At 66.4% G+C, this 22,704-nt stretch carries 22 protein-coding genes, 1 tRNA gene, 1 other RNA gene and 1 pseudogene; 14 read left to right on the forward strand and 11 right to left on the reverse strand.

Annotated elements, in window-relative coordinates; genetic code table 11:
- Nucleotides 1-3 precede the first annotated feature (3 nt).
- The 4 genes from GAA2_RS17020 to GAA2_RS17035 all read left to right on the forward strand — a co-directional run bounded on the left by GAA2_RS17020 (nt 4) and on the right by GAA2_RS17035 (nt 2,574).
- Nucleotides 4-477: a flavin reductase family protein gene (locus GAA2_RS17020; protein WP_394854771.1), complete on the forward strand. Its 474-nt coding sequence runs from the start codon at nt 4-6 to the stop codon at nt 475-477.
- Nucleotides 474-1,214: a pyrimidine reductase family protein gene (locus GAA2_RS17025; protein ID WP_191834474.1), complete on the forward strand. Its 741-nt coding sequence runs from the start codon at nt 474-476 to the stop codon at nt 1,212-1,214. Before GAA2_RS17020 ends, GAA2_RS17025 begins: the two co-directional genes overlap by 4 nt.
- 40 nt (nt 1,215-1,254) lie before the next feature.
- On the forward strand, nt 1,255-1,488 hold the full coding sequence (locus GAA2_RS17030) for a hypothetical protein (RefSeq protein WP_024498229.1): 234 nt from the start codon (nt 1,255-1,257) through the stop codon (nt 1,486-1,488).
- A 174-nt stretch (nt 1,489-1,662) separates the two neighbouring features.
- Complete coding sequence (locus tag GAA2_RS17035; RefSeq protein WP_191835017.1) at nt 1,663-2,574, forward strand: formylglycine-generating enzyme family protein; 912 nt, start codon at nt 1,663-1,665, stop codon at nt 2,572-2,574.
- Nucleotides 2,575-2,584: 10 nt separating this feature from the next.
- Here the strand turns inward: GAA2_RS17035 and GAA2_RS17040 are convergent, their stop codons facing one another.
- The gene (locus tag GAA2_RS17040; protein ID WP_191834475.1) at nt 2,585-4,939 is read right to left on the reverse strand and encodes an arylsulfatase; all 2,355 of its coding nucleotides are present in this window, start codon (nt 4,937-4,939) and stop codon (nt 2,585-2,587) included.
- Between the two features lie 408 nt (nt 4,940-5,347).
- Nucleotides 5,348-7,162: a multicopper oxidase family protein gene (locus tag GAA2_RS17045; RefSeq protein ID WP_407043647.1), complete on the reverse strand. Its 1,815-nt coding sequence runs from the start codon at nt 7,160-7,162 to the stop codon at nt 5,348-5,350.
- Between the two features lie 233 nt (nt 7,163-7,395).
- On the opposite strand from GAA2_RS17045, the gene GAA2_RS17050 reads away from it, so the two are divergent.
- Entirely contained in the window at nt 7,396-8,010 is a 615-nt protein-coding gene (locus GAA2_RS17050; protein ID WP_191834476.1) for a TetR/AcrR family transcriptional regulator, read from the forward strand.
- Between the two features lie 118 nt (nt 8,011-8,128).
- On the opposite strand, the gene GAA2_RS17055 is transcribed toward GAA2_RS17050, so the two are convergent.
- Entirely contained in the window at nt 8,129-8,536 is a 408-nt protein-coding gene (locus tag GAA2_RS17055) for an NUDIX hydrolase (RefSeq protein ID WP_191834477.1), read from the reverse strand.
- Here GAA2_RS17055 and GAA2_RS17060 point away from each other — a divergent pair.
- Nucleotides 8,517-8,729: pseudogene (locus GAA2_RS17060) on the forward strand (hypothetical protein); the annotation flags it as partial. The gene GAA2_RS17055 and the pseudogene GAA2_RS17060 sit on opposite strands and share 20 nt — an antisense overlap.
- Before the next feature lie 91 nt (nt 8,730-8,820).
- On the opposite strand, the gene GAA2_RS17065 reads toward GAA2_RS17060, so the two are convergent.
- Nucleotides 8,821-8,893 (reverse strand) — tRNA-Ala (locus tag GAA2_RS17065).
- A gap of 111 nt (nt 8,894-9,004) precedes the next feature.
- The gene (locus GAA2_RS17070; RefSeq protein ID WP_006435885.1) at nt 9,005-9,751 is read right to left on the reverse strand and encodes a DsbA family protein; all 747 of its coding nucleotides are present in this window, start codon (nt 9,749-9,751) and stop codon (nt 9,005-9,007) included.
- Between the two features lie 119 nt (nt 9,752-9,870).
- On the opposite strand from GAA2_RS17070, the gene GAA2_RS17075 reads away from it, so the two are divergent.
- Nucleotides 9,871-10,569 carry a VIT1/CCC1 transporter family protein gene (locus GAA2_RS17075; RefSeq protein ID WP_191835019.1) on the forward strand — a complete coding sequence of 233 codons (699 nt, stop codon included), beginning with the start codon at nt 9,871-9,873 and terminating at the stop codon, nt 10,567-10,569.
- On the opposite strand, the gene pgm is transcribed toward GAA2_RS17075, so the two are convergent.
- Nucleotides 10,570-12,213 carry a phosphoglucomutase (alpha-D-glucose-1,6-bisphosphate-dependent) gene (gene pgm, locus GAA2_RS17080; protein WP_191834478.1) on the reverse strand — a complete coding sequence of 548 codons (1,644 nt, stop codon included), beginning with the start codon at nt 12,211-12,213 and terminating at the stop codon, nt 10,570-10,572. It lies immediately after the preceding gene.
- 144 nt (nt 12,214-12,357) lie between these two features.
- Here pgm and GAA2_RS17085 point away from each other — a divergent pair, with 144 nt between their 5' ends.
- Entirely contained in the window at nt 12,358-13,008 is a 651-nt protein-coding gene (locus tag GAA2_RS17085; protein ID WP_024498212.1) for an alpha/beta fold hydrolase, read from the forward strand.
- 89 nt (nt 13,009-13,097) lie between these two features.
- On the opposite strand, the gene GAA2_RS17090 is transcribed toward GAA2_RS17085, so the two are convergent.
- The gene (locus GAA2_RS17090; RefSeq protein ID WP_024498211.1) at nt 13,098-14,882 is read right to left on the reverse strand and encodes a long-chain-acyl-CoA synthetase; all 1,785 of its coding nucleotides are present in this window, start codon (nt 14,880-14,882) and stop codon (nt 13,098-13,100) included.
- A 144-nt stretch (nt 14,883-15,026) separates the two neighbouring features.
- On the opposite strand from GAA2_RS17090, the gene GAA2_RS17095 reads away from it, so the two are divergent.
- From GAA2_RS17095 to GAA2_RS17115, 5 genes are all read left to right on the forward strand, one after another.
- Nucleotides 15,027-16,268, forward strand: a complete 1,242-nt coding sequence (locus tag GAA2_RS17095; RefSeq protein WP_024498210.1) for a CaiB/BaiF CoA transferase family protein — start codon at nt 15,027-15,029, stop codon at nt 16,266-16,268.
- 178 nt (nt 16,269-16,446) lie between these two features.
- Nucleotides 16,447-17,373, forward strand: coding sequence for a metal ABC transporter substrate-binding protein (locus GAA2_RS17100; protein WP_024498209.1), 927 nt, complete (start codon nt 16,447-16,449; stop codon nt 17,371-17,373).
- On the forward strand, nt 17,370-18,125 hold the full coding sequence (locus tag GAA2_RS17105; protein WP_024498208.1) for a metal ABC transporter ATP-binding protein: 756 nt from the start codon (nt 17,370-17,372) through the stop codon (nt 18,123-18,125). Before GAA2_RS17100 ends, GAA2_RS17105 begins: the two co-directional genes overlap by 4 nt.
- The gene (locus GAA2_RS17110; protein WP_024498207.1) at nt 18,122-18,997 is read left to right on the forward strand and encodes a metal ABC transporter permease; all 876 of its coding nucleotides are present in this window, start codon (nt 18,122-18,124) and stop codon (nt 18,995-18,997) included. The genes GAA2_RS17105 and GAA2_RS17110 overlap by 4 nt, the downstream gene beginning before the upstream one ends.
- A gap of 185 nt (nt 18,998-19,182) precedes the next feature.
- Nucleotides 19,183-19,338, forward strand: a complete 156-nt coding sequence (locus GAA2_RS17115; RefSeq protein WP_096274988.1) for a DUF6131 family protein — start codon at nt 19,183-19,185, stop codon at nt 19,336-19,338.
- Between the two features lie 208 nt (nt 19,339-19,546).
- Here the strand turns inward: GAA2_RS17115 and ssrA are convergent.
- Nucleotides 19,547-19,922, reverse strand: a transfer-messenger RNA (tmRNA) gene (ssrA, locus tag GAA2_RS17120).
- A 232-nt stretch (nt 19,923-20,154) separates the two neighbouring features.
- Nucleotides 20,155-20,703 carry a TetR/AcrR family transcriptional regulator gene (locus GAA2_RS17125; protein ID WP_024498205.1) on the reverse strand — a complete coding sequence of 183 codons (549 nt, stop codon included), beginning with the start codon at nt 20,701-20,703 and terminating at the stop codon, nt 20,155-20,157.
- Between the two features lie 190 nt (nt 20,704-20,893).
- On the opposite strand from GAA2_RS17125, the gene GAA2_RS17130 reads away from it, so the two are divergent.
- Nucleotides 20,894-21,208, forward strand: coding sequence for a hypothetical protein (locus tag GAA2_RS17130; protein WP_051349579.1), 315 nt, complete (start codon nt 20,894-20,896; stop codon nt 21,206-21,208).
- A gap of 22 nt (nt 21,209-21,230) precedes the next feature.
- Here the strand turns inward: GAA2_RS17130 and smpB are convergent, their stop codons facing one another.
- Together smpB and ftsX are read right to left on the reverse strand one after the other, a co-directional pair.
- Nucleotides 21,231-21,704, reverse strand: a complete 474-nt coding sequence (smpB, locus tag GAA2_RS17135) for an SsrA-binding protein SmpB (RefSeq protein WP_191834479.1) — start codon at nt 21,702-21,704, stop codon at nt 21,231-21,233.
- Between the two features lie 68 nt (nt 21,705-21,772).
- A complete protein-coding gene (gene ftsX / locus GAA2_RS17140) occupies nt 21,773-22,681 on the reverse strand; it encodes a permease-like cell division protein FtsX (protein ID WP_024498203.1) in 909 nt (302 codons plus the stop codon).
- Between the last annotated feature and the right edge of the window lie 23 nt (nt 22,682-22,704).

Consider the following 22,704-nt stretch of genomic DNA (forward strand, 5'->3'; position numbering starts at 1 on the left):
AAGATGGTCGAAGTCATCGACTACCCGGTGTTCGTGATCACGACCGTCGCCGACGGTCGACGGTCAGGGTGTCTCGTGGGGTTCGCGACCCAGACGAGCATCGACCCCCGGCGCTTCCTGATCGGGATCTCCCAGGCCAATCACACGCACGGCGTCGCAACGGCCGCCGAGTATCTCGCGGTTCACCTGATACCGAGCGATCACCAGGAACTCGCCGAACTGTTCGGAGGACAGACGGGCGATGAGGTCGACAAGTTCGAGCGATGCCGATGGTCGGCGGGCCCGCATGGTCTGCCGATCCTCGAAGACTCGGAGATGTGGTTCGCCGCACGGATTCTCGATCGCATCGACGTCGGCGACCACACCGCGCACATCGTCGAGCCGATCGACGGCGCGGTGTTGGTCGACGACCCTTCGCGCGATTCCTGGGTCAGCTTCGCCGACACCCGCCACATCGAGCCCGGACACGACGCATGAGCGACACGACCAACGAGGAGCACGGTCCGGGCTTCGACGCGCCGGCGTTTGCCGAACGCCTCTACGCCGACTTTCCCGAAGGGCTCCGCACCAACATGGTGATGAGCATCGACGGCTCGGTGAGTTTCCGCGGTCGGGTCGGCCCGTTGTCCTCACCGGCTGACCGTGCCCTTTTCCACGCGCTCCGCGCCCTGTCGGACGTCGTGCTCGTCGGTGCGGCGACCGCGCGCGTCGAAAAGTACGGTCCCGCGACCCTCTCCCCCGAGCTGGCCGAATTGCGTTCGCGCACTCGCGGGTCGGGAAGCTCGGACATCCCGCGACTGGCGATCGTCTCGCTGTCCTGCGCACTGCCCGAACGGTCTCTCGACGTACCGCCGGAGCATCGACCGATAGTCATCACCTCCGCGCAGGCGGACACCTCCGCGGTGCGGGACCGAGCGGAGATCATCGCCGTGGGAGACGACGGCATCGACCTGCCCGCCGCGATCGGCGAACTCCGTGCACGAGGACTGCGACGGATCAACTGCGAAGGCGGGCCGAGCCTGCTCGACAAACTGTCCGAAGCCGACCTCGTCGACGAGTTCTGCGTGACCCTGGCGCCCCAGGTGACCGCCGAGGGCAACCCGGTGACCGACCCGGCCGCGGCAGTGCTCAGTCCGCTCGACGCCCCTCGTCGATTCCGGCTCAAACATGCCGTTCCGCACGGTGACGACGTGTTCCTGCGCTACGTGCGGTGACACGCGGGGAGCGTAGGTCGGCTCCGCTACGCTCTCGACCATGAGCAAGAAGAAGAGCTGGAAAGAGCTGTCCCCCACCGCGAAGGCCGCGATCGTGACGGTCGCCGCGGTCGATGCCGGTACGCGAGTGTGGGCACTACGAGACCTCGCCGGACGGCAGGCCGACGAGATCAACGGCCCCAAGCGTGCCTGGGTCATCGGACTGTCGCTCGGCTCGACCGCCGGCATCGCGCCGGCTGTCTACCTGCTCTGGGGCCGCAAGCGCCGCGGGTGAGCCCGCGGGCCGCTTTGGGAAACCATCTGGGTCGGACACGCACTGGACGCCCCGGCATCCGATTCCGATAGGGCAAGACCTGCACGGTGTCCCGAGACCGCACTCGAAACGCGCCGGTTCCGGGATACTCGAGGTGTGCAATCTGCAGCGTCGACCGGCCGCGCACCGAAGAACATGAGCTGGATTCCGGGCGGGATGTTCTGGATGGGGTCGGAGGAGTTCTACCCCGAGGAGCGTCCGGTCCACCAGGTGGGTGTCGGCGGGTTCTGGATGGACACCCATCCGGTGACGGTCGCCGAGTTCCGGCGTTTCGTGAAGGCCACCGGTCACGTCACGACCGCCGAGGTCGCGCCCGATCCGGCCGAGTATCCCGATGCCGACCCGGCACTGCTGGTACCCGGGTCGCTGGTGTTCACCCCGCCCGCTCGGCGCGTACCGCTCGACGACTATCGCCGGTGGTGGTCGTGGGTGCCGGGTGCGGATTGGCGCCATCCCGAGGGTTCGGGAAGTACGGTCGGCGGCCGCGAACGCCATCCGGTGACCCACGTGTCCCACTATGACGCGCTCGCCTACGCCCGGTGGGCGGGCAAGGAGCTGCCGACCGAGTCCGAGTGGGAGTTCGCGGCCCGCGGCGGCCTCGATCGGGCCCGGTTCGCATGGGGCGACGAATACACCCCGAAGGGGCGGTACCTGGCCAACACCTGGCAGGGCGAGTTCCCGTGGCAGAACCTCGCGGAGGACGGGTACGTCGGCACGTCCCCGGTGGGCAGCTTCCGGCCCAACGGTTACGGCCTGGTGGATGTGACCGGCAACGTCTGGGAATGGACGACAGACCGCTTCGCCGCCCGCCACGATCCGAACAGACGTGGGAGCTCCCCGGCCACGGCATGCTGCATGCCCGCCGATCCGCGCACGCTCGCGTCCGGGCCCGGCGCCGAGGCCCATCCCCGGCGAGTCATCAAGGGCGGCTCGCACCTCTGCGCCCCGAACTACTGCTTGCGCTACCGGCCGGCAGCCAGGCAGGGCGAGAGCGCGGAAACCTCCACCTGCCACATCGGGTTCCGCTGCATCGTCCGCAGCCGCTGAGCAGCGCCGGTCAATCGATCGAGAACCAGGCGCGCACCTGCGCCTCGTGGTCGACATAGCGTTCGCCGGAGACGTCGACGACGACCCTGTCGATCGTGCCCCCGGTGAACGGGAACGGGGACACGTAGTCCGGTGTGACCGATGAGGCGCTGTCACGCCCGACGCAGATGCCGTCACCGACGGCACAGAACGGCCCCGGTTGGGTGACGATCTCACCGGTCGCCACCTGCTGATCGTCGACGTAGAGGGTCAGGGTGCCGGCGAACCCCGGCATCGCCGGATCGGTGTTCTTCCCGGAGAGGGCGAATTCGGCGGTGCACACGTGGTTTCCGGGACCAATGTCCCGGTCGGCGACCACGGTCTGCAGGTGCGAGCCGACCCAGTTGAAGGCGTAGCGCAGACGACGATCCCTCACGTAGAGACTGTGACCGCCGGCCAGGCCGCCGTGGGCGTAGAGGACTCCCCCGGCATCGGCCGAATCCAGGTGGACTCCGGCGGCGATCGTGTAGGACCGTCCGATGATGACGACACCGGCTGCCTCGGGGACGTCCGCACAGTCCGGGTAGTAGACGTAGCGGTCCCGCGTCTTTCCTGGGCGGGGGCGTTCGGCGACCGCCTGTTCGAGGATGCTGCGGTCGTCCAGCGGTAGCCCGTGGTAGCGGCCGGCGTAGTAGAACCACAGGCTCTTCAAGGCTTCCAGTCGCTCGGGTTCGGCGGCGGCGAGATCGTGCAGTTGGGCCCGGTCCTCCACCAGGTGGTACAGCTCCCACACATCTTTGTCGAAGTGACCCCACCCGGACAGCGGCGGATGCACGGAGCAGACGAGCCACCCGTCGTGATAGAGCGAGCGTTGCCTCAGCATCGTGTAGAACTGCACGTCCTTGCCCGGTGCGGTGGGATCGGTGAGCGAGGCCGCGAAGCTCTCGCCTTCCAGCGGACTCTGGGTGTATCCCTTCAGTACCTCGGGCGGGGTGATGCCGAGCAACTCGTAGATCGTCGGGACGACATCGACCGCATGGACGTACTGCGGGCGCGGTTCGGCCGAGGCGTCGATCCGCGCCGGCCACGAGAGCACGCATATGTCGGCGACGCCACCCTCGTAGCCGGCCCAACGCTTCCAGTACGGAAACGGGGTGTCGAAGGCCCACGCCCAGCCCGTGTTGTAGTGGTTGTACGACAACGGTGTGCCGAGCTCGTCGAGGTGCGGCAGGGTGTCCTCGGCGGTGTCGGGGATCCCGTTGAAGAACCGCCATTCGTTGAACGATTCGTTCGGCCCCCCTTCACCGCTGGCACCGTTGTCGGAGACCACGACGATGAGGGTGTTGTCGAGCTCGCCGGTCGCTTCGAGCAGGTCGATCACCCGGCCGAGCTGGTCGTCGGTATAGGAGATGTAGCCGGCGAACACCTCGGCCATCCGGATGAACAGGCGTTGCTCGTCGGCGGTGAGCGAATCCCAGGGGCGGACCGTGTCGAGCAGGGGCCACGGCTGTCCGTCGGGCCCGGTGGCGGCCGGTTCCCTGTGCGGATTGATCGGGGGGAGCTCGGTGTCCTCGGGTAGCAACCAGAGATCCTTCTGCCGCTGCAGGATCTCGGCACGGATTGCCTCGTAGCCCTGGTCGAACCTGCCCTTGTACCGGTCGGCCCATTCGGTGAAGACATGGTGCGGGGCGTGCCCGGCCTGTGGGGCCAGGTACATGAAGAACGGTTTGTCCGGGTCGACGACCCTGGCGTCACGGATGAATTCGATTGCCTTGTCCGCCAGGTCTTTCGACAGATGGTAGCCGTTCTCCGGGGTTGCGGGGGCGTCGATCGGATGGTTGTCGTAGACCAGGTCGGGGTACCAGCTGCTCGACTCGCCGCCGAGGAAGCCGTAGAAGCGCTCGAACCCGCGGCCCAGCGGCCACCGGCTCTTGACCGCCGCCATGTTCATCTCGTCGGCCGGCGTGAGATGCCACTTGCCGACGCAGTAGGTGTTCCATCCCCGCTCGGCCAGCACCTCGGAGATGAATCCGTTCTCGAACGGGATGTGGGTGCTGATGCCCGGGAACCCGGAGCTCAGTTCGGCGATGGTCGCCATGCCATTGGTCGTCGCGTTGCGCCCGGTCAGCAGTGAGGCCCGGGTCGGGGAACACAGGGCGGTGGTGTGGAAGTTCGAGTACTTCACACCCCGGTCGGCGATGCGTCGCATGGTGGGTGTCTCGATCGGGCCCCCGAAGATGTCCATGCTGCCGTACCCGACGTCGTCCCAGGCGATGATCAGGACGTTCGGGGCGTTTTCGGGTGCCTGTGCGGGGAGATACGGTGCCCAGTCCGGGACGGCATCGCGAATGTCGACAGCGATCTTTTCGCGGCGAATTCCCGCCATGACGACGCTCCCGGTGTCGAGCAGACTTGGCTGACCCCCGGAATCCCGAGCGTAACAACTGGCCTGATCGCCGACCATGCAAACGGCCCGATCGGCCGAAGTTCATCGCACGATATCGCGGCTCCGACAGAATGTGACCACGCCACCCGCGGGTCGAACAGGCCGCGGATTCGGCTGTGAGGTCCGGGTCGTCTCCGGCCAGATTCCGGGACTGAAGTCGGAGTCTCCTGGATCACCAACGTCGGAGACTGGATCTGGCGGCACGGCGCGACGCCGGGTCGACCCCGCGTCGCCGAACGTACGACCCTCCATCTGGGCGAATCCGTTTAGGCTGCAGCACTTGGTATTTCAGTCGTAAGCGCCGGCCGAGGAGACGAACGAGTCCGGAAGAACTCCACCCGACCTATGTCACGGCACCACCCGGTAACGCAACATCATGTCGTGATCCTCGTGGTCGAGGATGTGGCAGTGCCAGACGTACCCCTGCAGATCCTTGGTGACCATTCCGTGCGCAGGCGTCGCACCGGCATGGTTGTGGTGCGCAGACGGTGCCGGCCGGTCGGCCTCCTGGCCGAGTGACGGGCGTGTCCAGGACTGTGTCGGATCGGAGGAGAAGATCGCGTCGGGGTCGAATCCCAGTTCGTCGGCCGTCGGGAAGCGGACGACGATCGACGTCACGTGCCCACCGGTGGCGTGCACGGTGTCCTTCCAGCCCGCCTCCCAGGCCGCCGGGCCGCGCATCGGTCCCGCGTAGAAATCGCTCGGATCGGGTGCCCAACGGGTTCCGAGCGGCGGCTGCGGATGGGCGGCCTGGTACTCGACGGTCCGCAGTGGACGCCTTCCGAGTACACGGAACATCACCAGATGCAGGTGCACCGGGTGAGGATCCGGCGTGATGTTGATGATGTCCCATCGTTCGGTGGTACCGGCGCGCGGCTTCTCGATCTGCGGATCGGAGTAGCGCAGATTGTTCAGCGACATGATGGCCGGCGGGACGCGCAGCGCGTAGGGCTGCGAAACACTCACCCGCCGCACTCGCGTCGGCGTGGCGATCGGCGGAACCGGTCTGGGTTGTCCGTGGCCGCCGCGCAATCTGGTCGGAACACCGCGTCGGTGACCGCGATCGGCACCTGCGATGAACCGGCAGAACCGCGGCATGGCGACCTCTCCCAGAATCGCCGCCTGGAATGGCGGCGCGAGGTCGTTGCAGAGGTCGACGGTTTCTCCTGGTGCGAGCGAACCGAAGTCGACCAGAAGATCGAACCGCTCGCCGGGCGCCGCCTGGAACGAACGGGTCGCGACCGGAGCGTTGAGCAGGCCGCCCTCGTTGCCGATGACCCAGAACCGCATGCGGTTGGAGAAGAAGAGGTTCCACACCGAGAACGACGCCGCGTTGATCAGCCGGAAGCGGTACAGCCCACGAGCCACCGTCATCTTCGGCCACACCTTGCCGTTGACCAGCCCGCGGTCGCCGACCGCGCCTCCCTCCCACATCCCCTGCGGGACCACCGGCGTCGAGCGCAGTGACTGATGCCCGTCGGGGCGGAAGATCTTCTCCTGCAGGATCAGTGGGATCTCGTACTCGCCGGCGGGGAGCCCGAGTGGGTTCTGGGGCGTGCCGGTGTCGTGGTCGTCGCGCAGAAAGTACATCCCGGCGAGCCCGGCGTAGACGTTGGCGCGCGTGATCGCCATCGCATGGTCGTGGTACCAGAGGTGCCCGGCCTCTTGACGATTGGGGAATTCGAACAAGGCCGTGCCGTGATGCGGCAGCATCAGCCGTTCGGGGTTGCCGTCGAATTCCGGCGGGGTGGCACCGCCGTGGAGATGCATCGAGGTGACCGGCTCGTCGCGGTACCGCTCGGCGACGCCGTGCAGTGACGTGTCGAGGTCCGCCGCGAAGATGTGCTTGCCGAGTTCGCTGCGATAGTGGACGGTGGTCTGCTCGCCCACGTGTGCCTCGATGGTCGGCCCCAGGTACGACTCGTCGTTGTACGCCATCGTCGGCACCTTCGGCTGATCCCGGTGGAACCGGCTGCTGGTGGTGCGGGCGATGATCTCGATCGGCTGCGACGGCGATGAGGTGATTGCGCTCGGCACGCGAAGGTCGTCGACGTACGGGGCCATCTCCGGCGAGTGGAAGATGGTCGGCAATTTGACGGGCGGCAGCTTGATGTCAGGCACGGGCACGGCGCTCGACGAGCCTGCGCCGAGACGGCCCGCCATCGCGGCCGACGCGGTGGCGGCGGCAGTTGTCCTCCAGAGAAACTGCCGACGATTGATGCTGTGCCCCACGCGATCCCCTAACCCGAACGGACTTGAAACGAGAGAACCATACCATCGGTATGGTTCTTTCGACCCGGCCGAAGCGACCCCACGAATGCAACACCGCCGCTGGTCGCCGTGGTGTACTCGGTTGCGAACATCGTCCGCGCCGACCAGAGAGGATCGCCCCACCGATGACCGAGTCCCGTCGGAGCGCACGCCTGAGCGCCACCGACTGGGTGGACGCCGCATTCTCGCTGGTCACCTCCGAAGCCGGCGGTGTGCACGGGGTCACGATCGCGCGGTTGTGCACGACGTTGGGCGTCACCAAGGGCAGCTTCTACTGGCACTTCAGAGACCTCGACGCCTTGTGGGAAGCGATGGCGGCGCGCTGGCAGGAGATGAACCGTCGACGCGTCGCCGACCTGGACGAGCTCTCCGAGGTGCCGCCCGAGGGCCGCCTGATCGCTTTGTCGACGATGCTCGTCAGCAGGGATCATCTGACGGTGGAACGTGCCATCCGGAATTGGGCGCGCAGCAACGACACCGTCGCCGAAACGGTGCGCAACATCGACACGGAGATCTTCGAGGCAGTCGAGGCCATCTTGCGGGAATTCGAGATGAGCACGGTTCAGGCCCGCTTGCTGTCCGGCGTCTTGGTCTACGCCGGTATCGGCTACATCCACGGGCACGAAGGCCTACCGACCATCTCCCCGGAGGACATACAGCGAGCACTACCCGGGCTGTTGTCCTTGACCGTGGCTGAACCGCCGGCCGATCCGGACGCGCCCGGTCCAGGCGTTCACTGACGCGTGCGATTTATCCTGTCGTGGGCGCAGTTGCAGGATCGCGACCCCGAATCGACGCGCTGGCCAGAGATAGCCCTTCTGACCCGGAGGTGGCGACTCTGCGTTCGGGACCGATCGCTCAGATCAATTCGGGCAGTACACATTCGGTGAGCGGAGCGAGATCCGGCGGCAAAACCGAACCGTCCAGCGGCTGCCAGCGCAGTTCGGCGATCTCGGCCGCGGGGCTCAACGTCGCCCTGTCCACCGGTGCCGAGCAGACGAAGACCGCTGCCTCGACGTCGAATCCGTCCTCGTTGGCGGCGACAGCACGGTAATCGCCGCGCGGCTCCAGCTGCGCGGGGTCGAGCTCGAGCTGTAACTCCTCCCGGCACTCCCGGATCGCTGTCTGCAGCGCACTCTCACCGGGCTCGGGCTTGCCCCCGGGAAACATGAATCGGGCGGTGCCGCGCTTGCGCACGGTCAGGACTGCGCCGGTGGTGTCCCGCAGGACCACCGCACTCACCCGGATGACAGCCGAATCGACCACAGGGGCACCTTATGTCGCGCACCCGCAGGCAGCGGACCCCGGGTGGGTACGACGTCGGCCTACGCTCGAACCACTCGCGCAGCTCGTCCTCGAACGCGACGGCACGTATCGGGTGATCGCCGCCGGGGTGGCCTGGCACGCCGGGGCCGGTTCCCATCCGGGCCGGCCGACCGACAACGCGAACTGGCATGTCATCGGGATCGAGGCGGTGAACGACGGCAGGGCAGCAACGATCTCCGAAATGAAAACACCCTTTCCGACGGATCGGAAAGGGTGTCTTCTTGTGGAGCTAAGGGGACTCGAACCCCTGACCCCCACACTGCCAGTGTGGTGCGCTACCAGCTGCGCCATAGCCCCGTATTTTGTTGTTCCGCCCTGTTCGAGGGCACTAGGAAAGTTACACCACTGCCACGACGGCGACCAAATCCGCAGGAACCGGGCCCGATGGAGGGCCCGGTCCCTCCCGGATCAGGACTTGCCGGCCAGGATTCCGTCGAGCCAGCCGGTGCCGTCGAGCAGGTTCTCGACGGGCTTGCCCTCGTGCAGAACGCTCGGGGTGCCCACCTGGCCGGCGGCCTTCTTCAGTTCGTCGGTCGACTTCGTGGCGTTCGCCTCCGCCTGCGCGACCTTCTCGTTGTTCGTGATGCACGTCGCGGTGGCGGGGGTCGCACCCTGCGCCGTCGCAAGGCGCGCGAGTTCCGGGCTGGTGATGTTGCCGGTGCCGTCCTCGGCCGGCTGGGCGCCGAACAGCGCGCTGTGGAACCGGAGGAACAGGTCGGTGTTCTGCTCCTGCGCCACACACGTGAGGGCACCCGCGGCCCGCGAGCTGTAGTCGCCCGTCGCCGATCTGGAGTTCAGGAAGTTGAGCGTGTGATAGCGCACACGCAGCTTGCCCTCGGTGACCGCGGCGGTGATCGCCGGCCCCGACTGCTGCTCGAAGAGCTTGCAGACCGGACACAACGGATCCTCGAACAGATCGATCAGCGGCGCGTTCTCCGGTCCGACGATCATCGTCGAGCTCGACGCGAGCGCGGACTGGTCCGCAGTGCCCTTGTCGCGGCCACTCCACCAGATGCCGCCGATGACCAGACCCGCGATCACCAGGACCGCGATACCGCCGAGGACGTAGGTCATCGTGCTCGACGGCGCGCTCGGCTGATACTTCGATTTGGTGGCGCGGGGCACGGAGGCTCCCGACTTACGCTTTTCGCTCACGTTACGACAATATCCGCGCCGCACTGATAAGTCGCTGAGTGGATGCCCCGGGTCGGCGAGCGGCCCGGAACGTGCGTCGTTACGCTCGGCGGGTGACGAACAGAGAGCTCGACGAGGACATGAACCCGATCAGCCATGAGCACGCGGACGTGTCTGGTGGCCGTGTGCGAGCCGCGACCTTCGGGGCGATGGACGGGCTGGTCACCAACATCAGCCTGGTCGCCGGTGTCGGTGGCGCCGGTGCGAGCGCACACACCATCGTGTTGTCGGGTGTCGCGGGCCTGATCGCGGGCGCGTTCTCAATGGCTCTCGGCGAGTTCACCTCGGTCTCGACGCAGAACGAGCAGCTCGACGCCGAGGTCGCTGTCGAGCGCAACGAGATCGAGAAGAACCCACGCGGCGAGCTCGACGAACTCATCGACATGCTCACCGACATGGGGATGACCGAGTCGACCGCGACCACCGCGGCGAACGAGATCCACGCAGACACCGACGGCGCCGTCAACGTTCACATCATCCACGAATTGGGCGTCGCCCCCTCGGACAAGCCGTCCCCGTGGGTGGCCGCGGTCTCGTCGTTCATCATGTTCGCGATCGGCGGCATCGTGCCGCTCATCCCCTACCTACTCGGCTTCTCGTCGCTGATCCTCGGCCTGTCGGTGGGTGCCGTCGGACTCCTCATCGCCGGTGGCGTCGCCGCCTACGTGACCCGTCATCCGATCGTGCGGGGCGCGCTGCGTCAGCTGTGCTTCGGGGTCGTCGCCGCCGGCGCCACCTACCTGGTGGGCCTGGCGATCGGCGTCCCCGCGGGCGGCTGATCAGCTCCCGAGTGCGGCGTCGACGACCTGCTGCGCCTCCTTCTGCACCTGCGCGAGATGCTCGGGACCCTTGAAGGACTCGGCGTAGATCTTGTAGACGTCCTCGGTTCCCGACGGCCGTGCCGCGAACCACGCGTTCTCGGTGGTGACCTTCAGGCCGCCGATCGCCGCCCCGTTGCCGGGCGCGGAGGTCATGATCGCGGAGATCGGTTCACCGGCGAGTTCGGTGGCCTTGACCTGCTCCGGCGACAGCTTCGACAGCACCGCCTTCTGCTCGCGCGAGGCGGGCGCGTCGATGCGGGCGTAGGCGGTCTCGCCGTACTCCTCCGCGAGCTCGGCGTAGCGCTGCGACGGCGTCTTGCCGGTGACGGCCAGAATCTCCGAGGCGAGCAGCGCCATGATGATGCCGTCCTTGTCGGTCGACCACGGACTGCCGTCGAACATCAGGAACGACGCCCCGGCGCTCTCCTCGCCGCCGAAGGCGACGCGGCCGGACAGCAGCCCGTCGACGAACCACTTGAAGCCGACCGGCACCTCCAGGAGCGGCCGTCCTATTCCGGCGACCACCCGATCGATCAGCGACGAGGACACCAGCGTCTTGCCGACCGCGGCCTGCGCCGACCATTGCGGGCGATGCGTGAACAGGTAGTCGATGGCCACCGCGAGGTAGTGGTTCGGATTCATCAGGCCGGCGTCGGGCGTGACGATTCCGTGGCGGTCGGAGTCGGCGTCGTTGCCGGTGGCGATGTCGAACGAGTCGCGCGCGGAGATGAGCGACGCCATCGCGTTCGCCGACGAGCAATCCATCCGGATCTTGCCGTCGGTGTCGAGCGTCATGAACGAGAACGTCGGGTCGACGGTGGGGTTGACGACGGTGAGGTGTTCCAGGTTGTAGCGCAGACCGAGGTGGGCCCAGTACCCGACCGACGCCCCGCCGAGCGGGTCGGCGCCGATGTGGATGTCGGCGTCGCGGATGGCCTTCATGTCGACGACGTCGCCGAGGCCGTCGACGTAGTTGTGCAGGAACGAGTAGTCCTGGACGTACTCGCTCGCCCGGGCGCGTTCGAAAGGGATTCGCTTGACCCCGTCGAGGCGTGAGGCGAGCAGGTCGTTGGCGCGCGCCGCGATCGCCGAGGTGATCGTGGTGTCCGCCGGCCCCCCGGTCGGCGGGTTGTACTTGAATCCGCCGTCGCGGGGCGGGTTGTGCGACGGCGTCACCACGATGCCGTCGGAGAGCACACCGGGGTTCTCCTTGTTGAACGTCAGGATGGCGCGGCTGACCGCTGGAGTCGGGGTGAACGAGTCGTCCTCGGCAGTGAGCACCGACACCTCGTTGGCGGCGAGCACCTCCAGCGCGGTCCGCCACGCCGGAATCGACAAAGCGTGGGTATCGAAACCGATGAACAGCGGACCCGTGATTCCGGCGCCTCGCCGGTATTCGACGATCGCCTGGGTTGTCGCGACAATGTGCGCCTCGTTGAATGCGGTGTCGAAACTCGAACCGCGATGACCCGACGTCCCGAACACGACCTGCTGCAACGGGTCCGAGGGATCGGGGACGTTGTCGTAATAGGCACGCTCGAGTGCGTCCACGTCGATGAGGTCTTCGGGCAGGGCCAATGTTCCAGCTCGGGAATGTGCCATATTGCGATTCTGCCACCCTGCGCCGAATTCGACTCTCCGACGACACCGATCAGCACGGCTGACGAGAGGCGATCCGTATTCCACCCGGAATCGAATCGCTAGGGTGGAACGATCGCCGACGCGCCGTTGGAGGACTGCCAGACCATGTTGAACCCCGGTCCACCCGCCATGTTCTCCCCGAGACTGTTCTCGCCGGGACGCGACTCGACGGGCCTCGTCGTCCTGGTACTGCCCGGCGGCACCGACGACAGCCGCAAGCCGTTCACCCCGTGGCAGGCGTCGGCGCTGCGGATGTATCCGTTCACATGGTCGCTGCGGTTCCGCTACGGACGGGCGGTGCGCGTGCATCAGGTGCGGTACCGCGTCTACGGCTGGAACGGCGAGGAGAACAGTCCGATGCTGCCGGCGCGCGCCGCTCTCGACGAGATGTGCCGTCGACACCCGGGCGCACCCGTGGTGGCGATCGGACATTCGATGGGCGGCCGGGTCGCCGCCCAGCTGGCGACCGACCGCCGGGTGATCGGCGTCCTGGCGCTCGCCCCGTGGTGGCAGTTCGCCGACTGGCGGCACATCCAGCCCGGCGCCCGGGTGGTGGCGGTACACGGCGACGCCGACGAACGCACATTCGCCAAGCGAACCCGGAAGGGTATCGACGAGCTGTCGGCTCAGGGCGTCGACGCCGAGTTCATCAACGTTCCCGACGGCGGTCACGCCATGCTCGACCACATCGGTCTGTGGCAGCGCACCGCCCTCGACTTCGTCGGCGAACGGCTCTCCGCGCTGCGTCGGGCCTGACAACCCACAAACCCACCATTTATCGCCAAACCCAGCACCCCCATGGGTGGAGGATCTGGCGATCAATGGTGGGTTTACGAGGCGCTCGATCAGGCCGGGCGCCGCGACCCCGACAGTTCCTCGACGAACTCCGCGTAGAACTCGACGTAGGTGTCGCCGGAGAGCACGTACATCGGATCGTCGCCGGTCTCGCCGTAGGCCTGCTTGCGCAGTTCGGTGCGCATGTTCTTGAAGGTCGACGTGTGTTCGAGTTGGGGGACGATCCGCACGAACAGCGGCACCGCGTAGCTCGGCAGTCCATCGCGGACGTGCGCGGCGAACCCCGCGGCGTCGAATTCCTGACGGTCGCGGAGACTCACGGCTGCCATGCCGGCCTTGCCGTCGACGCCGGGCACCGGCACGCCGAACACGACGGCCTCTTCGACGGAGTCGTGCGCGTCGAGGACGGCCTCGACCTCGGTGGTGGCGACGTTCTCTCCCTTCCAGCGGAAGGTGTCACCGATCCGGTCGACGAACCCGATGTGGTTGAAACCCTGGTCGCGGACCACGTCGCCGCTGTTGTACCACTGGTCACCCTTCTTCAGGGCGTCGCGGACGATCTTCTTCTCGGTGGCCTTGGGATCGGTGTAACCGTCGAACGGGACACGCGAGTTGATCTGCGCGAGAAGCAGTCCCGTACCGCCCTTGCCGACCTTGCGGACCCGTCCGTCGCCGCCGCGCAACGGCTCGCCGGTCTCTTCGTCGTATTCGACGACGATGTACGGCAGCGGCGAGAATCCGGCGGTCTTCGACAACCCGAAGACATTCACGAAGCCGATGTTGGCCTCGCTGGCGGCATACAGCTCGACGATGCGGTCGATGCCGAAACGCTCGGTGAAGTCGTCCCAGATGTCAGGGCGCAGTCCGTTGCCGACGGCGAGCCGCACGCGGTGTGCGCGGTCGGTCGGCTTCGGCGGCTGCGCAAGGAGATACCGGCACAGCTCACCGATGTAGCTGAACGCGGTGGCGTCGTTCTCGATGAGTTCGTCGAAGAACCGCGACGCAGAGAACTGCTTGCCGATCGCGAGGCAGGCGCCCGAGGCGAGCACCGACGACAGCGAGATCGTGAGCGCGTTGTTGTGGTAGAAGGGCAGCGCCGTGTACATCACGTCGTCACCGCGGAGACGGATGCCGAGACCGCCGATACCGTTCATGGCCACCAGCCAGCGGTAATGGGTCATCTTGCTGGCCTTGGGATATCCGGTGGTCCCGGAGGTGAAGATGTAGATCGCGGTCGACCCGAGTTCGACGGTCTCCGTCGCCGCCGGGTTGACCGGCGAGCACGGCGCGGTCAGCGACGACAGCTTCTCGAACGTGAATTCCTTTGATGGACGCGCACTCTCCGGCACCGAGTCGAGAGCCTCGACCAGATCCTCCTGGTAGAGAACGACCTTGGCGCCGATCAGACCCAGGCTGTGCTCGAGCACCGCGCCGCGCTGGTGGAAGTTGATCATGCCGCAGATCGCGCCGATCTTGACGATGCCGAGCATGGCGATCACGACGTCGGGGTGGTTCTTCGACAGCACCGCCACCACGTCGCCCTTGCCGACGCCTTCCCGGGTCAGGAAGTCGGCGAGCCTGTTGGCGCGGGCGTTGGCCTCGCGGTAGGTGATCGACGAGCCCTCGAAGCGCAGGAAGTCGCGGTCCGGGTACTTGTCGACGGACTGCTGGAAGCGTTTGCCGATCGACATCTTGGTCGTCGGCGGCTTGGGCAGCATCTCCGGCAGCACACGCAGAACGGTCCCGATGTCCTTGCGCAGTGACGCGACCCCCGCCGCCATGTCGGCGAGACGGATGTCGGGCAAGAGCCCGGTCCCCGATGCGTGTTCAACCATTCAAAGCCTCCCCGAGTATGTGTTCGACGACACACACCATAGCGGGAGATCGGCGACGATGAAACGCCGGTAGCGATTCGTTCCAACCGGGAATCGGTCACCTGGTGATGGCGTCGCCGGTTGTGACCCGCCACACTGTCTTCCATGACCGACAACACCGTTGCCGCGCCGGACCGGCCCGCAGCGCCGACCGGACCGCTCGAGGGCGTCACCGTACTCGAGCTGGGCACCCTGATCGCGGGCCCGCATGCCGCCCGACTCCTGGGCGACATGGGCGCCGACGTCATCAAGATCGAGCCGCCGGGCAAGCCCGACCCGATCCGCACCTGGGGCCAGGCCGAGGTCGACGGCCATCGCTTCTACTGGACGATCCACGGCCGCAACAAGAAGGCGATCACCCTCGACCTGCGCTCCGATCGTGGACGCGAGATCTTCCTCCGGCTCGCCGACCACGCCGACATCGTCGTCGAGAATTTCCGGCCCGGCACCCTCGAACGCCTCGGCATCGGCCCCGAGGTGCTGTCCGAGCGCAACCCGGGCATCATCGTCGTACGTGTGTCCGGCTACGGCCAGACCGGACCGGATTCGACGCGTGCCGGTTACGCATCCGTCGCCGAAGCGGCGAGCGGCCTACGGTATCTCAACGGTTACCCCGGGCAATTGCCTCCGCGACTGGCACTTTCGCTCGGTGACACCCTCGCCGGGATGTTCGCCGCGCAGGGCGCGTTGGCGGCACTGTACCGTCGTTCGGTGACCGGCAAGGGCCAGGTCGTCGACACCTCGCTCATCGAATCCTGTGTGGCCGTTCAGGAGTCGGCGATCGCGGACTACGACGCCGGTGGCGTGGTGCGCGGACCGTCGGGCACACGCCTCGACGGCATCGCGCCGTCGAACCTCTACCCCACCAGCGAGGGCACGCATGTGATCATCGCGGCCAACCAGGACTCGGTGTTCGCACGCCTCTGTCAGGCGATGGGCCGGCCCGAACTCGCGACCGACGAGCGGTTCGCCGACCACGCCGCCCGCGGTCGCAACCAGGACGAGCTCGACGAACTGATCGGCGAATGGTCGTCGCAGTATTCGCCCGACAAGCTCACCGAGGTCCTGAGCGCCGCGGGAGTCGTTGTGGGACCGGTCAACACGGTCGCCGAGGTGGTCGCCGACCCACATCTGCGGGCACGCGGCATGATCGCCGAACACTACGACGAACGGGCGCAGCGCACGGTCCTTGGACCCGGCGTCGTGCCGCAGTTCAGTGAAACCCCCGGCGGCATCCGCAACGCCGGGCCCCCGGCCCCGGGATGCGACAACGAGACCGTCTACGGCGAGCTGCTGGGGTTGTCGACCGGGGAGCTCGAGGAGTTGCGTGAAGAGGGTGTCATCTGACGCCAACTGGAATCCACCCCGACATCCGCCCCTGGTATCCGCCCGCCGTGGACCCACCGGCGGCGATATGTCGCCCACCGCGCTGAGCAGGGCGCTTTTCGGGGGCGGATCTCGGGGATGACGGGGTATGCGGGCCACCCAGGTAGAAAGTTCGGGGGCCCGAAACTATAGTGTCGGCATGCCCAAGCCGCATCCTGACCGCCGACTCCTGCCATTCGGTGCGTTCATCGCTGCGGTCGGCATCCTCATCACGGGCTGCACACTGTCGAGTCGGCTGCCCGACGAAAAGGTGGTGCTCACCACGTTCACCGTGCTCGCCGACATCGCGTCGAACGTGGCCGGCGACCGTCTCCGCGTCGAGTCGATCACCAAACCGGGCGCGGAGATCCACGGCTACGAACCGACGCCCGGCGACGTTAGACGCACGGCGACGGCTTCCCTCGTCGTCGACAACGGACTCAACCTCGAGGCCTGGTTCGGGCAGTTCGTCGACGGACTCGACGTCGAGCACGTCGTGGCCAGCGAGGGCATCGCACCGATCGACATCGCCTCGGATGCCTATGCGGGCAAACCGAATCCGCATGCATGGATGAGTCCGGTCAACGTCGGCATCTACGTCGACAACCTGGTCGACGCCTTCACCGACCTCGACCCCGAGGGCGCCGAGATCTTCGCGGCGAACGGCGCGTCGTACAAGAAACAGCTGCAGCAGGTACAGAGCGAATTGGTCTCGGCACTCGACGACCTGCCGCCCAACGAACGCGCACTGGTCACCTGCGAAGGCGCCTTCTCCTACCTCGCACGTGACGCCGGGCTCACCGAGCGCTACATCTGGCCGGTCAACGCCGAACAACAGGCCACCCCCCAGCAGGTCGCCGCGACCATCGACTTCGTACGCAAGAACCGGGTGCCGGCCGTCTTCTGCGAGTCGACGGTCTCCGACGCAGCGATGCAGCAGGTCGTCGGCGCCACCGACGCCCGCTTCGGGGGCACCCTGTACGTCGACTCCCTCTCGGAGGCCGACGGCCCGGTGCCCACCTACCTCGACCTGATCCGCCACGACGCCCGGACCATCGTGTCGGGACTGACGGGAGACAACCGATGATCACCTCGCAGGCAATCGAGGTCGACGACGTCACCGTGCGCTACGGGCGAATCCTCGCGCTCGATCACGCGTCGGTGCGGGTGCCGGCCGGCCGCGTCTGCGCTCTCATCGGCATGAACGGATCAGGAAAGTCGACGCTGTTCAAGACCATCGTCGGGTCGGTCACCCCGACCACCGGCTCGGTCACCCTCGCGGGCAAGAGCACGACCGCTGCGCGCAAGTCCGGCCTTGTCGGGTACGTACCGCAGTCCGAGGACATCGACTGGTCGTTCCCGCTGTCGGTACGCGATGTGGTGATGACCGGCCGCTACGGCCATCTCGGCTTCACCCGACGCCCCAAACGCGCCGACCACGACGCCGTCGACGCAGCACTCGCCCGCGTCGAACTCACCGACTACGCCGACCGCCAGATCGGCCAGCTCTCCGGCGGTCAGCGCAAGCGCGCCTTCGTCGCCCGCGGCATCGCCCAGGAGGCGTCGATCCTCCTGCTCGATGAGCCGTTCGCCGGCGTCGACAAGCGCACCGAGGCCACGATCACCGCACTCCTGCGTGAACTCGCCGACTCCGGCGTGACGATCCTGGTCTCCACTCACGACCTGCAGGTCCTGCCGACGCTCGCCGACGAGGCGATCCTGCTGATGCGCAGGGTCGTTGCCCAGGGCGCTCCGGACGAGGTCATCACCACCGACAATCTCGTGCGCGCCTTCGGACTCGACCCGCTCGAACGCGACCGCCAAGGAGAGGCATCGTGAGCATTGTCGACTACCTCCTCGACCCGTTCGCCTACGCATTCATGACGCGTGCGCTGTGGGCGACGCTGATCTCGTCGGTGGTGTGCGCCCTGTTGTCCTGCTGGCTGGTACTCATCGGCTGGTCGCTGATGGGTGACGCTGTCTCTCACGCGGTGCTGCCCGGTGTGGTCCTCGCCTACATCGTCGGAATCCCGTTCGCCATCGGCGCGGCCGTCTTCGGATTCCTCGCGGTGACGATGATCGGCGCGGTCCGCGACGGCGGGCGGGTGAAGGAGGACGCCGCAATCGGCATCGTCTTCACGACGCTGTTCGCGCTCGGCCTGGTCCTGATCTCGGTGACGCCGAGCCAGACCGATCTGAACCACATCATCTTCGGCAATCTGCTCGGCGTCTCGACGTCCGACCTCATCCAGATCGCCATCCTCGGCGCCATCGTCGCGGTCATCCTTCTGCTCAAGCGCCGCGACTTCACTCTCTACGCCTTCGATCCCACGCACGCCTTCGCCATCGGTCTGAGTCCGAGACTCCTCGGCGCTGCACTCCTCGCACTGCTCGCCCTGACCGCCGTGACCGCCCTGCAGGTCGTCGGCATCGTGCTGGTGGTGGCGATGCTGATCATCCCCGGCGCCACCGCGCAGCTGCTCACCAACCGATTCAGCCGGATGCTCGTCATCGCTCCGGTCACCTCTGCACTGTGCGGCGTCATCGGCCTGTACGTGTCGTACTACCAGGACACCTCGCCCGGCGGCATGGTCGTTCTGGTGCAAGGCATCCTGTTCCTGCTCGTCTTCCTGTTCAGCCCGACCCACGGCGTCATCAGCAAGCGACGCCGTCACCGCGAGAACGCGCCGGCCGACGCGACGGCGGCTTGAGCCGCCGACCGAGACCGGCCGGCTGTCGAAATCCGCCGTATCAACCGGGTGTTGCCCACGTACCCGCAGACATGGATCCGACGCCGGGCATCATTTGGCGCACCACCGGATGTGACGGGAGTAACGTGAGAATCGCTTGCAGCAGCGTCGAGCATCCTGTAACACCGAACCCCGGAGTGTGCGCGGTGATCATCCTCGGAATCATCCTTCTAGTTCTCGGATTCATCTTCGGCATCCCGATCCTGTGGACCCTGGGCATCATCATCGCCGTGATCGGCGTGATCCTGGCGATCCTCGGTGCCACCGGGCGCGCAGTGGGCGGTCGAGCGCACTACTACTGAGATAGGCACTCGGAGAACCAGCACCAGGCTTTCGCCGAACTCGAAGTTCGAGGTCAGCTCGGATTCCCGAACTGACCCCACGCTTTTCCCGAGGTTCGTGGGACGGGCTGCGGAAGTGACCAGCAAATCCCTACGGTCCCGTTGCGAGAGACGTGTACAACCCCTGTACGCAAAAGCGCCCCACCTGCGAACAGGTGGGGCGCTTTCGCCGTGGAGCTGCCGGGAATTGAACCCGGGTCCTCCGTCGTGTTGGTAGGGCTTCTCCGTGTGCAGTCCGCTATGTCTCTACTTGGATCTCCCGGTCACGCGAACAAGCCGAGATGACGATCCCAGTCGCTGTTTGATGTTCCGACCTCGCCCGCGACCGGCGAGGACGGTGAGCTCCCTGAGATGATGCCGGCATCCGGATTCGGGAGCACAATCCGGGCCGACAGACTAGCCGTCGCTACTTAGGCAGCGAGGGCGTAGTCGCGCTGATTGGAATCGGCGCTTAATTGGTTGCTGCGACGCTTATACGGTGGTCTCCAGCCTGCACCGACACGCTTCCCCTACCTCGACGCACGTAGTCGAAACCGATCAGCCCCGAGGAGGAACCCGCCGACCGAAGTCAGCGAGTACTTCAGTCTAACAAGGCGGACAGCGGAGTCTATTCCCGGGATTTCGACAAGCTCAACCAGCGGGAAACTGGAGAGCTCAACCAGCGGGAAACCGGAGGGCTCAACCAGCGGGAAACCGGAGGGCTCAACCAGCGGGAAACCGGAGGGCTCAACCAGCGGGAAACCGGAGAGCTCAACCAACAGCGAGAACGGAGCCCGATCAACAGGACGGGGCGAGCACGAGCGGGGCGTACATCTCGACGACACGGTTCTCCCAGTCGTCGCCCACACTCCCCGACCTGGCCTTTTCGGCCACGAGCGTCCCGACGATCCCGTCGAGCAGGGTATCCGGGTCCACGGTCGACGCCACGAGACCACGGCCCTTGCCGTCGTCGATGACGGCGGCGAGATCGGCGCGGTGCTTGGACAGCACGGTTCGGAAGATCTCGGTGAACGCGGGATCGGCATCGGTGATCAGCGCGGCCATCCCGCCGAATCCGATGCCGTCGGACACCATCGACGCCGCCTGCCGGACCACCCACCTGAGTCGCTGCTCACCGGACAGATCCTCGTCGGGGGCCGGCGGCGTTCCCACGGCGACGAGCGCGGCGGTCAGCATCTCGTCCCGGTTGCGGTGACGCCGATAGATGGTGGTGCGGGCGACGCCGGAATGAGCTGCGACCGCCTCGATCGTCACCCCGGCCGGACCTTTCGCGCGCAGCAACTCCAGCGCAGCCGTGATGATCTTCGAGCCGCTGTCAGCAGGCACCCGCGGAACCCTTCGTCGTCGAATCCGGTGCTTCAGGAATATCACGCGCCCATCGAGCGCTACATAAAGTGTAGCGCTACAGTCGGTGTATCGATACATGCTATGTAGCGATCAATGTCAAACAAGGAGGTTGGTGGACGTGCACAATGCATCCAGCTCTAAGTCGTACGCTTTCGCCGGGTACCTGGTGATGCTTCTCGGATTCCTTTTCCTGGGACTCTTCGTGGTGTCCCTGGCCGGCGGCATAGGTACGCCGGCATGGCCGGTCGGCGTGGCGGTGGCAGTGCTGTTCGCCCTGTCCATCGCAGCTTTCCGGCTGCAGATCGCGCTCAGCAAGCAGCACTCCGACGACATGATCATCTCGTCGGATCCGATGACTCCCCCACTGCGACGGGCCGACGTCGAACAGTACGAGCGGACCTACCGTCGCGCACGGGTGGCAGCCGTCGAGGCCCCCGCGACCGCACCCGCGGACGAGGGCACTCGTCTCTACCGGGCCGCCTGACGGCTATCTCCCCGAAGGTGAGTCACATCCCCTTCACCCGACGGCCGATCTCACGCTCGACCTCACGCTGCGCGGTCCGCTTGGCGATGTCGTGACGCTTGTCGTGGGCCTGCTTACCGCGGGCCAGCGCCAGCTCGACCTTCACGCGACCATCGCTGAAGTACATCGAGAGCGGCACGAGCGTGAGGTTGCCGTCGCGGATCTTGCCGATCAGGTTGTCGATCTCACGACGATGCATCAGCAGTTTGCGCTTACGCCGAACCGCGTGATTGGTCCACGAGCCCTGGCCGTACTCGGCGATGTGCAGGGCGTGCAGCCAGACCTCGCCGTCGTCGATGGTGGCGAAGGCGTCGACGAGCGACGCCTTTCCGGCGCGCAGGCTCTTCACCTCGGTTCCGACCAGGACGATGCCGGCCTCATAGACGTCGAGGATGGTGTAGTTGTGCCGCGCCTTGCGGTTCGTCGCAATCACGTTGCGTCCCTTTTCCCTGGGCATCGCGCACTCACCTCCTCGTCGAACCGGTAGTCGTACTGGCCGCGCCACACCGGCAGCGGCGGGTCCGCTCACTCACGGACGTACACACGAAGGGTGACATATGCCGTCGCACCCGCCAACACAATTCCGCCGAGGATCAGCCAGGGCGCCACGAACAGCACGTCGGTCAGCTCGATGCGGGCGAAGAAGCTGACGCCGTACAACTCCTTCAGCGCCGTGTCGAAGAAGAACTTCTTCGCGAGCAGCAGACCGCCGATCGCCAACAGCGAACCGGCCAGGGCGGACACCACCGCCTCCAGCAGGAACGGCAACTGCGTGTACCACCGCGTCGCGCCCACCAGGCGCATGATCGACACCTCGGTCCGTCTGGTGAAGGCAGCGATCTGAACGGTGTTGATGATCAACAGGATCGCCGCGATCGCGAGCACCGACGCGATCGCGAAGGTCGCGTTCCGCACGCCGTCGAGCACGCTGAAGATTCGTTGCACCAGTTTGCGATCGTCCTTGAAAGCGTCCACGCCCATGTCTTTTCGGCCCGCGTACTTGGTGAGCACGGCGTCGAACTGTGCCGGGTCGGAGACGCGGACCCGCAACGACGCCGGCAGCGTGCCCTCGACGATGTTCTCGGCGAGGTCGGGATTGTTGGCGAAGATCTCCTTCGCACGCTTGTAGGCCTCGTCCTTGTCCAGGTACGTCACCGAGGTGACCCCTGGCTCGTTCTCGAGTCCCTGGCGCAGCTGCGCACACGGGTCCGCATCACACTGCGGATCGCGTTCGGTGACCTCAGGATTGAGGTAGAACTCCATCTCCACCCGGTCGAGGAAGATCTTCTGGCTCTTGTCGGCCATCTGGATCACCAGCAGACCGCCGCCGAACATGCCCAGCGTGATCGCCGTCGTGATGATCATCGCGATGGTCATGGTCGCGTTGCGGCGGAGCCCGTGGAGAACCTCGCTGATGATGAAATTCGCTCGCATGCTTGCTCAGACGTCCTTGGGGG

The organism is Gordonia ajococcus, from assembly GCF_012974285.1.
Lineage (GTDB): Bacteria > Actinomycetota > Actinomycetes > Mycobacteriales > Mycobacteriaceae > Gordonia > Gordonia amicalis.

Excerpts from the sequence above, each read along its gene's own strand:
- GAA2_RS17020 (WP_394854771.1), top strand. The coding sequence starts at position 4 with ATGGTCGAAGTCATCGACTACCCGGTGTTCGTGATCACGACCGTCGCC.
- GAA2_RS17025 (WP_191834474.1), top strand. The coding sequence starts at position 474 with ATGAGCGACACGACCAACGAGGAGCACGGTCCGGGCTTCGACGCGCCG.
- GAA2_RS17030 (WP_024498229.1), top strand. The coding sequence starts at position 1,255 with ATGAGCAAGAAGAAGAGCTGGAAAGAGCTGTCCCCCACCGCGAAGGCC.
- GAA2_RS17035 (WP_191835017.1), top strand. The coding sequence starts at position 1,663 with ATGAGCTGGATTCCGGGCGGGATGTTCTGGATGGGGTCGGAGGAGTTC.
- GAA2_RS17040 (WP_191834475.1), bottom strand. The coding sequence starts at position 4,939 with ATGGCGGGAATTCGCCGCGAAAAGATCGCTGTCGACATTCGCGATGCC.
- GAA2_RS17045 (WP_407043647.1), bottom strand. The coding sequence starts at position 7,162 with ATGGCGGGCCGTCTCGGCGCAGGCTCGTCGAGCGCCGTGCCCGTGCCT.
- GAA2_RS17050 (WP_191834476.1), top strand. The coding sequence starts at position 7,396 with ATGACCGAGTCCCGTCGGAGCGCACGCCTGAGCGCCACCGACTGGGTG.
- GAA2_RS17075 (WP_191835019.1), top strand. The coding sequence starts at position 9,871 with ATGAACCCGATCAGCCATGAGCACGCGGACGTGTCTGGTGGCCGTGTG.
- pgm (WP_191834478.1), bottom strand. The coding sequence starts at position 12,213 with ATGGCACATTCCCGAGCTGGAACATTGGCCCTGCCCGAAGACCTCATC.
- GAA2_RS17085 (WP_024498212.1), top strand. The coding sequence starts at position 12,358 with ATGTTGAACCCCGGTCCACCCGCCATGTTCTCCCCGAGACTGTTCTCG.
- GAA2_RS17090 (WP_024498211.1), bottom strand. The coding sequence starts at position 14,882 with ATGGTTGAACACGCATCGGGGACCGGGCTCTTGCCCGACATCCGTCTC.
- GAA2_RS17095 (WP_024498210.1), top strand. The coding sequence starts at position 15,027 with ATGACCGACAACACCGTTGCCGCGCCGGACCGGCCCGCAGCGCCGACC.
- GAA2_RS17100 (WP_024498209.1), top strand. The coding sequence starts at position 16,447 with ATGCCCAAGCCGCATCCTGACCGCCGACTCCTGCCATTCGGTGCGTTC.
- GAA2_RS17105 (WP_024498208.1), top strand. The coding sequence starts at position 17,370 with ATGATCACCTCGCAGGCAATCGAGGTCGACGACGTCACCGTGCGCTAC.
- GAA2_RS17130 (WP_051349579.1), top strand. The coding sequence starts at position 20,894 with ATGCTTCTCGGATTCCTTTTCCTGGGACTCTTCGTGGTGTCCCTGGCC.
- smpB (WP_191834479.1), bottom strand. The coding sequence starts at position 21,704 with ATGCCCAGGGAAAAGGGACGCAACGTGATTGCGACGAACCGCAAGGCG.
- ftsX (WP_024498203.1), bottom strand. The coding sequence starts at position 22,681 with ATGCGAGCGAATTTCATCATCAGCGAGGTTCTCCACGGGCTCCGCCGC.